The organism is Mesorhizobium sp. B2-5-11, assembly GCF_006440835.1.
In the GTDB taxonomy this organism is placed as follows: Bacteria; Pseudomonadota; Alphaproteobacteria; order Rhizobiales; family Rhizobiaceae; genus Mesorhizobium.
Map to the genome: position 1 here is coordinate 138,931 of NZ_VFUK01000012.1, position 10,375 is coordinate 149,305.

The 10,375-nt window shown below is 58.0% G+C and carries 8 protein-coding genes and 1 pseudogene; 3 read left to right on the forward strand and 6 right to left on the reverse strand.

The genetic code is table 11. The features are described 5' to 3' along the window. Positions 1-152: 152 nt before the first annotated feature. The 3 genes from FJ490_RS33670 to FJ490_RS27810 all read right to left on the reverse strand — a co-directional run bounded on the left by FJ490_RS33670 (position 153) and on the right by FJ490_RS27810 (position 4,450). Complete coding sequence (locus FJ490_RS33670) at positions 153-1,973, reverse strand: sugar transferase (RefSeq protein WP_140498431.1); 1,821 nt, start codon at positions 1,971-1,973, stop codon at positions 153-155. 372 nt (positions 1,974-2,345) lie between these two features. Further along, a complete protein-coding gene (locus tag FJ490_RS27805) occupies positions 2,346-3,449 on the reverse strand; it encodes a glycosyltransferase family 4 protein (protein WP_140561277.1) in 1,104 nt (367 codons plus the stop codon). A gap of 17 nt (positions 3,450-3,466) precedes the next feature. Then, positions 3,467-4,450 (reverse strand): sulfotransferase domain-containing protein, encoded by a 984-nt coding sequence (locus FJ490_RS27810; protein WP_140728644.1) that lies wholly within the window; start codon positions 4,448-4,450, stop codon positions 3,467-3,469. A gap of 433 nt (positions 4,451-4,883) precedes the next feature. Between FJ490_RS27810 and FJ490_RS27815 the strand changes: the two genes are divergently transcribed. Beyond that, entirely contained in the window at positions 4,884-5,810 is a 927-nt protein-coding gene (locus tag FJ490_RS27815) for a formyltransferase family protein (protein WP_140728645.1), read from the forward strand. A gap of 30 nt (positions 5,811-5,840) precedes the next feature. On the opposite strand, the gene FJ490_RS27820 is transcribed toward FJ490_RS27815, so the two are convergent. After that, complete coding sequence (locus tag FJ490_RS27820; protein ID WP_140728646.1) at positions 5,841-6,869, reverse strand: NAD-dependent epimerase/dehydratase family protein; 1,029 nt, start codon at positions 6,867-6,869, stop codon at positions 5,841-5,843. Continuing rightward, a complete protein-coding gene (locus tag FJ490_RS27825) occupies positions 6,866-8,215 on the reverse strand; it encodes a UDP-glucose/GDP-mannose dehydrogenase family protein (protein ID WP_140525324.1) in 1,350 nt (449 codons plus the stop codon). Before FJ490_RS27825 ends, FJ490_RS27820 begins: the two co-directional genes overlap by 4 nt. A gap of 150 nt (positions 8,216-8,365) precedes the next feature. On the opposite strand from FJ490_RS27825, the gene FJ490_RS27830 reads away from it, so the two are divergent. Next, positions 8,366-8,650, forward strand: coding sequence for a hypothetical protein (locus FJ490_RS27830; protein ID WP_140728647.1), 285 nt, complete (start codon positions 8,366-8,368; stop codon positions 8,648-8,650). 103 nt (positions 8,651-8,753) lie between these two features. Here FJ490_RS27830 and FJ490_RS27835 read toward each other — a convergent pair whose 3' ends face one another. Further along, positions 8,754-9,428, reverse strand: a complete 675-nt coding sequence (locus FJ490_RS27835; RefSeq protein WP_140498426.1) for a hypothetical protein — start codon at positions 9,426-9,428, stop codon at positions 8,754-8,756. Positions 9,429-10,034: 606 nt separating this feature from the next. Between FJ490_RS27835 and FJ490_RS27840 the strand changes: the two are divergent. Further along, positions 10,035-10,375, forward strand: a pseudogene (locus FJ490_RS27840) (molybdate ABC transporter permease subunit); the annotation flags it as partial.

A 10,375-nucleotide genomic window follows, 5' to 3' on the forward strand; every position in this document is an offset into this window, starting at 1 on the left:
TCGCAACCCCAATAAGCTAGGACCTGATCGCCGCTACGACCGATGGCCTACCCCATTAGCGGTAGCAGCTTCATGGCCGTTTTATCGCTAAATATATGCGGAACAAAAAAGTAGAACTATAAGACATGCCGAACTAATAAAGAGAAAATTGCCTAGATATTTGGCTTTGTAAATTTAAATAAAAGCAAACGGCTCCATATCCTATTAATCTCCTCGGGATGAAGCACGACATATATGGTGCGCCTCTTTCGCTGTTGGTCGAGGATTGATCTAAGGTTGGATCCGGTAAGAGATATGCCGAAATCCGACGGGCCCGAATAGGCTTGGCCGAGCATGCGATCCAGCATCAACTCTCCCAAGGCCGGAGTGTAACGCGCAGAGCTCCAGTACCACCGCATCGTCTGATGACGATCGCCCGGATCCGGAATGTCTTCCATTGTAACGGAGTTATAGCCGCTAAAATCCCACAGTTTCACTTCAGACGTGGCTGTCTTGGATGCGTTGACCTGACTTACGGTATACGTCAGATCCACACGCCAGCGGTCGTAAACCGGGAGTAGCCCCATGGCCCTGAGTGCTTCCATCTGACGAGCATGTATCGGCGAAATGAAGAGCGTGACGTCTACTCCAGCGGCGGTGAGACGATCCAGCAGGTCATGCAACAGGCCGATTCTGGTGATGTCATAATCGAAGCTGCCGGGAGACGAAAACTCCGCCATCAATCGATTCAGCCTCTGGTCGGACACCTGTCTGTAGCTGTAATTATGTGCCAACATGATCTGGTGAAAACCGTCTTCCTTGTCGGTCTCCCGAAATCCAATGCTGTTGGCGTGCACCGTCCGCAAAGCGTCGATAAAGCTTTCGGGGGAGAACAGGGACCGCGCATAAACGATAGGCATTGGAACTCCGGCAAAGCCGGACTCCGGAAAATCTTGGGTTTCCGTTCGGTCCGCCTCAAACATGGAGAAATCGAGATTGACGATCATCCGGCGGGGTGCGCCGTGAGCCAGGGCGAACATGCCAATGTCATAGAGTTCGACCATGCTCGCATGCGGAACCGCGGCATTGTAGGCCTTCAGCCTAGCTAGGCTCGGTCCGGCGGGATCAAGCCCGACGCGCGCCCGCGAGCCGCCGAGGATCAAAGTGTCGTAGTCGGTGAGCCATAGACGTAGTGAGCGCTCGGCTGTCGTACCGATCGAAAGGCGATGTGTCTTTTCGGCATTGAAATCAGGAATCTCCAGATGATGGTTGATCCCATATGGATCGACAACAAAAACGAAAGCGGCAGTCCCAAGTTCTAGCAGAATACCGATGGCTGCAACCCTTGCGGCCAACCGTGGCAGGCGCGATCCAGACGTCCTCAACGGCCCGCCCGACTGCAAAACCTGCGAGCCCATGAACTCGGGCATGGTGGCGTGTCCCGCGGCGCTGATCCCCTCTCGGGTGAAGATCTTGTAAAAGGTCAGGCAGAGAATTTTCAGGTCAAGTGCGAAGGTCCGGTGATCGACATACCAGACGTCCAGGACGAAGCGGTTCTCCCAATCAAGTGCGTTGCGGCCGTTCACCTGCGCCAAACCTGTGATGCCGGGAATGACTTGGTGACGACGCGCCTGCTCAGGGCTATAGCGGGGGAGATACTCCATCAAGAGGGGACGAGGCCCGACGAGGCTCATCTCACCCCGCAATACATTGATCAATTCGGGCAGCTCATCAAGGCTGCTTGCGCGCAGAAAGCTGCCAAAGCCAGTCAGCCTGTCAGCATCGGGAAGCAGCCGGCCATGACGATCCCGACGATCGGTCATCGTTCTGAGCTTGATTATCTTGAATGGTTTCCCGTGCAGGCCGGGACGTTCCTGGCGGAAAAAAACAGGCCGCCCAAGAAGCAGCGCGACTGCTATTGAAAGCACCGCGATGAAGGGCGACATCAGCAGCAGAAGGCAGGCGGCACCGAGCAGGTCGAACGTGCGTTTCATGAGCGATGCTCCTTTCATCGGCATGCCTGCCGCAGCTCGCTGATACGTCCTCTGGCCAACCGCAAGGCTTCGTAGTGGTCAAAAGCCAGGCCACGCCACGGGACACAATCTCGAAGTCTACATGTGCCTTGTGTCTTGAGACCGATCCCAATCAGGGACGATGTGCGGGCATTGCCTTCCACGCGCGACAGGTCGCCGCTTTTAGTTACATTGGCTGTAAAGTGCGCCTATCAAAGATCATTCTCCGGATGAACATCAGGATATGTGCGCCAGATTTGAAAACGCTCGAGGTGTTCTTGTCCGGCATCGGATATTTTTCATTCGTAGATCGCGCACCTGAATAACTGAGTTCGTGATCGATTGCCTTCATTTTCAGAATTTCGTCAAAGCGGAGTCCCATTTCTCCGCAATCTGCTGCATTGAGAACCGATCGATCGTTTTCCGGGCCGATCTACCCATTTTGTGGCGAAGAGCATTGTTTCGCATCAGGCATGCCATCGCGGATGCCAACTCGGCAACATCGTCGACTGGTACCAGCAGACCCGAAACGCCTGGTTCGATGATTTCGGATGGACCGAAATCGCAGTCCGTTGCGACGACGGGCAGGCCTGCCGCCATCGCCTCGATCAGCACGTTGGGAAAGCCTTCGTAGCGTGACGGCAGGACAAAGAGGGAGGCGTCGCGCGCCCATTCGCCCGGACGCTCGGTAATGCCGGCAAGCTTTACCCTGTCCTCCAAATCCAACGCATCGATCTGACGTTGAAGAAGAACCCGATCAGGTCCCTCGCCGAAGATTGTCAACGCCCATGCCGGAAACTCGGTAGTGATTTTAGCAAACGCCTTTATCAGCGTGTCGAAGCCTTTCTGTTCCACCAGGCGTCCGACGGCGACCAGGCGAAACATCTCATTGCCATGGTCTTTGTAGGCATCGGTCGCCTCGCACGGATTTCCGATGACCTCGCAAGGATTTCCGATAACGTGGGCTTTTCTTCTGAGCGTATCCGGAAGCGTCTTGACAATCGCATCAGTCTGCATGACGAGCCGATCCGCCTGCCGAAGTATGATGCCAGAAACGAGCCGCCAAGCGGCGTGTTTTTTCTGCGCTTTGGGATTGTTTCTTTCCGAGATAATAACCCGGATGCCAAGATTTTTCGCCGCCAGCAGGCAAAGAATATTAATCTTTGTTAGAAATGAAACGATCAGAGTGGGCTGAAGCTGCTTGAATTCCGCGCGCAACACGACCACGCGCCGCAAGCTGCGGACAAATCCGAGTTTCGAAAGCCGCGAAGCTCCATCCTCTACAAGTCTGTGGACGGTGACCTTCGGGTGCAGGGCAAAATAGCTCTTGTCTTGCTCTCCCACGAAAGCAAATAGATGGACTTCATCTCCGCGCCTGCATCGATCTGCGGCAAGCAGACTGACGACGCGCTCCGTCCCTCCTGCACCCAGGCCCGCCTGCACAATCGCAAGTCGCATTTACTCCCCTCTTAACGTCAGGACGTCGATGGATTATTTCCATACTTCTCGGCGATCTCCGCCAAGTTGCTGCATGGATTGGTGGAAAGGGATTCGACGACAGGAAGATCTCTCTTGATCGTCTCGCCTTGGCCGTGTTCATCCATGAATTGGCGGCGAAGTTCATACCAGCCGCATGCGAGCCGCGTTCCGCCACGGGCAAGCAGTTCGATCGCGGCTGGAGTTAGCCAGTCGATGCAGGTCTGCTCAATGAGTTCGGCTTGCGCATCACTAAGATGATCGGAAAAGCCGCCGACCTTGCCGGGACGCGCATGCTGGCTTTCGCCATCGTGGGCCGCTAGGCCGCCCGCCATCTCATGCTCACGCATTACATCGAAACGCGAGGCGTCGATAGAATCCTGAAGCGCGCGCACGGACGGTGTGTGGCCGAGAAATCTCAGGATACGCGTGCAGGCACCCATAGGGTCTTCCGTCAGTTCCCCATAGCCCAATACTGCACTTACATGATGCTTTAGACCTCTACCCCAATCATTCAGATATACTATCAGAGCCGGCAGGCCTTGTTCGCGATCGGCAATGAACGCGTCCATGGTGCCTTCGAAGCAGCGTTTGTGACGTGTGGCATCGAAATAAGCTGACACGATTACGTCGCGCGGATCTCGAGTCATGAAGATGATGGGTCGGTTGAGAAAAAGCGAGCGTCTATAGGTGAGGTGCGAAACCAGGACGAGCGGCACACGATGGCGCTCATCTGTGTAACGAAAAGCCGGGATGCCCCTCGTCGGATCGAGATCGAAATCCGGAAGAACCTCGAATATTGGCGAAAGATGGACATTTTCGCCGTTGGCGTGGCGACGAAAGTATTCCGAAAGGATATGTCTAAGCTGGGTTGCTCCGGATTCGGGATAGGAGACAAGAAACGCGTCTGCGCCCGACGCAGCCCAGGTCATCCTGATCCGGGCGTCGATCTTATGCAATGTCAGACGGGTGGTCGTCAGCATGGTGACAGGTCTTCAGTCCTTGGGGATCGTAGCGCAGCATGTATGACGTCGCAGTCGAAGGACGCGATGGGCGGGCTGCCGGCCATGGCCTTGAGTGGTACCGCGCAATCTTCGTAGCGGGACGAAAGCACAAATGCGTCGGCGTCCAGAAAGCAGGATCGCCATGCGTAGCAGATCAGATCCGCCCTTCCCGACTGTAGTGGCGCTGCGATCCAGAAATGCCAAGCCGGCGAAGCTGTCCATCGCGTATTCCAATCCCGCTGTCGCAACCCCTAAATACCCAGCTTTCTTTGAAGGGACGAGTTGCACATAGGGATGCATCGCCGGCTGCCGTTTACCTCTAAAGGAGGACTTGGGCGCAGAAACGAAGCAGACAATAGAAGAGATCTGTGTCCATCTATCGCTCACGCCGGTGAGTTGGAGCCTTGAATTCATGCGCATAGCCTTTGTCGGTGCGGTGGAGGGATCTCGGGTCGCATTCGATGCCCTTGTCGAAGCTGGCATGACGCCTTCGCTGCTTGTCACCCTTGCGGGCGAAGCTTCCAAACGCCATTCCGATTTCGTCGATCTGGCGGGGCCGGCACGTCTGGCCGGGGCCGCGGTCCACCTGACCAAGGACATCAATGCGCCCGACACGATCGACAGGCTCGAAGCCGAGCGGCCCGATTTGACGATGGTGGTCGGCTGGTCGCAAATCTGCCGCGGCGAATTTCGCTCGGTCGCCCGATATGGCTCGATCGGCTTTCACCCGGCGCCGTTACCGCGTTTTCGGGGCAGGGCGGTGATCCCCTGGACGATCATTGCGAATGAAAAGGAGACGGGCTCGACTTTCTTCCGGCTCGACGAGGGTGTCGACAGTGGCCCTATCGTCCTCCAGAAGCTTTTTGCCGTGGCACCGGACGAGACCGCGCGCTCGCTCTACGACAAGCACAAGCAGGCACTGTTCGAGATGACGCCGCTTGTCGTTTCGGCGATAAGTCGTGACAAGGCCGTGGGCGTCGCGCAGGACGAATCCCTTGCCAGCTATTGCGCAAAGCGCACGGCCGATGACGGAATAATCGACTGGAGCGATGCTGCCGAGAATGTCCTTCGCTTCGTCCGCGCCGTCGGCGATCCCTATCCGGGCGCCTTCACTTTCACTGCCGGTGCCAAGATCGTGATCGACAAGGCGCGCATGTTTGCCTCGCCTGGGCGCCATATCGGGCTGACCGGCCAGGTCCAAACTCATACCGACAGCGGCTTTACAGTGCTTTGTGGAGACGGAGCCGCCATTGAGGTGACATCCTGGTATGGCGAAAGGCCCAGGATACATGCCAAGCTGGCCTCGGCAGGACCAACCTGTGTCGCGCCAAGGACCTAGGCGCCTGCACGGAGCACAGGTCTGCGCGCTTCAGGCGGCGATTGTCGGCCGCGACGGCCGTTCTTCCAGATACCAGCGTACGAAGGCGGTCACCCCGTCCTCGACGCTGGTGCAAGGGCGAAAGCCCGTAAGGGCCTCCAGCAGGCGGGGGTCGGCATAGGTTGCCCGCATGTCGCCAGCCTGCATCGGCAACATCTTGCGGATGGCGCGTTTGCCCAGGCAGTTCTCGATCGTCTTGATGAATGGCAGCAGCCCGACAGGCTCGCCGCCGCCTATGTTGACGACACGCCACGGCGCGACGGGTGACAGCGTGTCGACGACGCCGGGAGCGGACGCCGCGCGACCTGTCGCAGGCGTGCATTCGACGAGTCGGACGATGGCTTCGACGAGATCGTCGACATAAGTGAAATCGCGCTTCATCAGGCCTTCGCCATACACTTCGATCGGACGGCCGTTCTCGATCGCGTCGACAAATTTGAAGAGGGCCATGTCGGGCCGGCCCCAGGGGCCATATACGGTGAAGAAGCGGAAGCATGTGGTCGGCGTTCCGAAGATATGTGAATAGGAGTGCGCCATCGCCTCCATCGCCTTCTTCGTGGCCGCATAGAAGGTTAACGGCCAATCAGCCTTGTCGGTTTCGACGAATGGCATCTTGTCGTTCGCTCCATAGGCCGAGCTCGTGGACGCAAGGAGCAAATGCCGGGGCTTGAGCTCACGCGCAAGCTCAAGGACGTTGAACGAGCCGACGAGATTGCTGTCCGTGTAACTTCGCGGATTGTCGATTGAGTAGCGGACACCGGCCTGCGCGGCCAGATGCACGATCACATCGGGCCGGGCGGAGTCCGCGGCGCGGCGAAGGGCATCCAGGTCTTCCAGTTGGCCGATATGGGCGCGAAAGGCGTCGTATCTTTCAAGCAGGGCGTGTCGGGACTGCTTCAGGACGATGTCATAGTATGGCGTCATGCCGTCGAAGCCGGTGACGCGATGACCGTCGTCGAGCAGCCGGCGCGCCAGGTGAAAACCGATGAATCCTGCGGTGCCGGTGACCAGATACCTCATTCCGCGGCCGCGGCGAAAACTGCCTTGTCTCCGACCGCTCCCTCACCGATATTCACGTACTCGAAGCCGTGCTTGGAGATGTCTTCCCGCCGGTAAATGTTGCGCAGGTCGACCACCACCCGTTTCGACATCGTGCGGGACAGTCGTTCAAAATCCAGGGCGCGGAACTGATTCCACTCGGTCACGATGACCAGCGCGTCGGCGCCCTCGGCGCATTCATAGGCGCCTTCGGCATAGCTTACGCTTGTGCCGAGCACGATTTTCGCCTGTTCCATGCCTTCGGGGTCATACACTCGGACATGTGCTCCAAAATCGATCAAGGCCTGGATGATCGAGAGGGAAGGCGCTTCACGGATGTCATCGGTGTTGGGTTTGAAGGTAAGACCCAGCAAGGCCACTGTCTTTGCGCGGACATCTCCGCCGCAGGCAAATACGATCTTGCGCGCCATGGTGCGTTTTCGCTGGTCGTTCACGGCAACTGTCGTTTCGATCAGGCGCAATGGCGCGCCGCTGTCCTGCGCCGTCTTGACCAAAGCCAGCGTGTCTTTTGGAAAACAGGATCCTCCATAGCCCGGGCCGGCGTGCAGGAACTTTGAGCCGATGCGATTGTCGAGCCCGATGCCCCGCGCTACCTCGCGCACATTCGCGCCCACGCTCTCGCAGAGATCCGCGATCTCGTTGATGAACGTGATCTTGAGCGCCAGGAAGGCGTTGGCCGCATATTTGATCAGCTCGGACGTGCGGCGGCCGGTAAACAGGATGGGTGCCTGGTTGAGATAGAGCGGCCGATACACCTCCGCCATCACCTCCCGGCCACGCTCGTCCGACGGGAGGCCGATAACGATCCGGTCTGGTCGTTTGAAGTCGTCGATCGCGGCTCCTTCGCGCAGGAATTCCGGGTTGGAGACGACGGCCACATCGGCTAGGGGATTGCATTGGCGAATGATCCGTTCGACCTCATCCCCCGTGCCCACCGGCACCGTGGATTTGATTGCCACCACGGTGAACCCGTGAACAGCGGCCGCGATTTCCCGGGCCGCTTCGTAGACATAGGACAGATCGGCATGGCCGTCGCCTCGCCTCGAAGGCGTCCCGACGGCAATGAACACCACGTCCGCATCGGCGACTGCCGCTGTAAGCGTGCTGGTGAAGGTGAGCTGGCCGCTCGCGGAATTCTTGTCGACGAGGTCGTCGAGACCTGGCTCATAGATCGGCATTCTTCCGGCCTGGAGATCGGCAATCTTGGCCTCCGCCTTATCGACGCAGACGACTTGATGGCCGAAATCAGCCAGGCAAGCGCCCGATACAAGACCCACGTAACCCGAACCAACAATCGCGATGCGCATGTAACCGCCACTCTGATGATGACAACTGACGCGATTAAGCCAGCAGCAGCCAAGAAAATGGAGTGCGCAATCGGATAAGACATTACCACTTCCGAGACCTGGTATGGGCCCGGACGGTCGTCTGGCGCGGTTTGACAACGCTAAGTGCTGATGGCCATTGCAAATGGACGAGACGAGATGATCTGGCGCGCAGCCACGCTCGGCTGCAAGCCGGCTGACGGCGCTTCATTGGCGCGTCGATTGCTTGAGTTCATTTTCCGTCAAAATTCCGGTCGGCGGCCGTTTGGTCTTTTTGCCATGCTCTTAGAGGTAGTTCGGTTCTCGCTTCAACTTGCCGTCCGGGAGCCGAGTCAGGAAATTGCCTTCGAACAGCCTCGCCTGAGCATGATAGATCTTCGTCCGGGTGAGACTGCGCGCTGGAGTGTTCTGCCGTGACGAACAACGCTAGGCAGAGCACGCCGAGGCCGGCAGGGCGTTTTTCCGGTCCATGCAATGGAATTGTTGCGGGTTGCGCGCGGTCGCATTTGCCGGCGAACATTCAAAGAATGTAGCTGTGCGCCTCGCTTTCCGTCGCACTGTCAGCCGCGGAGACAGGCTTGGCGAAGAGGAAGGCACCATCTCGCGAGAACAGATCCGCCGGCATCATCTGGAACTCGCGCTGCGAATGCGGGACATCCAATTCACGATCGACAATATGCCAGAGGCTGTTGAAGAACGATCCGTCGGCTTGCCTCATGCTTTCCCCCCGAAGCGGCTTTCTCGATGAGAAAACCGTTGCTGGATTGGCCCACATGTCGGCAATGGCGATATCGTAATAGCCGGGATGCGCGGCATTGGGTTTGATAATCGCGAAGGGCGTGTTCTTTTCCGGCCAGCCTACGCGGCCCACGGTTAGGCACTCTTCCGGCTCGGGCAATCTTGCCTCCACAAGATAGGCCAGTGCCGCATCGATGCCGCCGATTTCCGAAACGACGCACGATGTCAGTCCCGCGCGGGCAAGCTGCATCAGCTTTCGAGCCTCTTGTTCATCCATATCGGCCCATCTCAGGAAAGCCATCCATTGCTGGTGCAGGCAGTCGTCCTTGGCCTGGCAAAGAAGTCGTCCTGCCTCCAAAGCGGATTCGACCCTCCTCCTGTCCGCCTCCGCGAAGGCTTCCCGCGCAGGGCGAATTCGGCCGGCAATTTCCATCAGGTCATTTGAGATGTTTTTCATATCCTCCTCCCCAGGCGGATTTCTAATCTGATTTATGCGCTCCATGATGCGTTGGTTTTGTATTGCGTAGAAGGCCATCACGGGAACGCGTGAGATATCTTAGTGGCGTGGCCAACCTATTCTTTTGAGCAAGGGTCCCACTTCCGACTGTCGGCTGATCCGCGCGCGATTGTGTTCGCTACTACTTGCTGCCATAGCTTCGCTTTCGTCATTGTCGGCGTCGCCTGGTCCACACGACGACGTCTGCAAATTCTGCCGTCCGATCCGCCGAACGCCGTCTGCCGGGCGGTATGCGCGCGGTGGATGCTCGGGACCCAACGCTGGTCGCGACATGCAAACTTCTGGCTTAATTTTTCGACGATTGAAGAATGCGCGTACCCTATCATTTCGGTGATGGTGCTCATCCAACCAGACCTGGAGACCTGCGCAGTAAGGAGTAGTCAGAAGAGCTGGAGAAAGCCCGAATGACGGCGAAGGAAGAAAATCCACACGCCTTTGGGCGAATGGAAGTAGGCGCCGTATCTTTCAACGAACTTGCACGCCCAAGGCTCTTGAAGTCATAGCGAAGGGCAATCTGGCTTGAAGAGTGGGGCGATCCGGAACTCCATGACAGCAGTGGCCATCACAGCACCCGCTCGGGCGGGTTGGCGATTTCGACAGCCGAGCGTCATTCCGGGTTTCGGATTGACGCTCGGCTTCTCGCTTGCCTACCTGACCCTCATCATCCTCATTCCGCTGTCGGGGCTGATCTGGCGCTCCGCGGCGCTCGGCTGGACCGATTTCTGGGCGATCGCCACCGACCGGCGCACCATCAACGCGCTGGAGATCAGCTTCGGCACCGCCTTTGTCGCGGCCGCCGTCAATGTCGTCTTCGGCACGCTGGTCGCCTGGGTGCTGGTGCGCTACCGCTTTCCCGGCCGCCGCATCGTCGATGCCATGGTCGACCT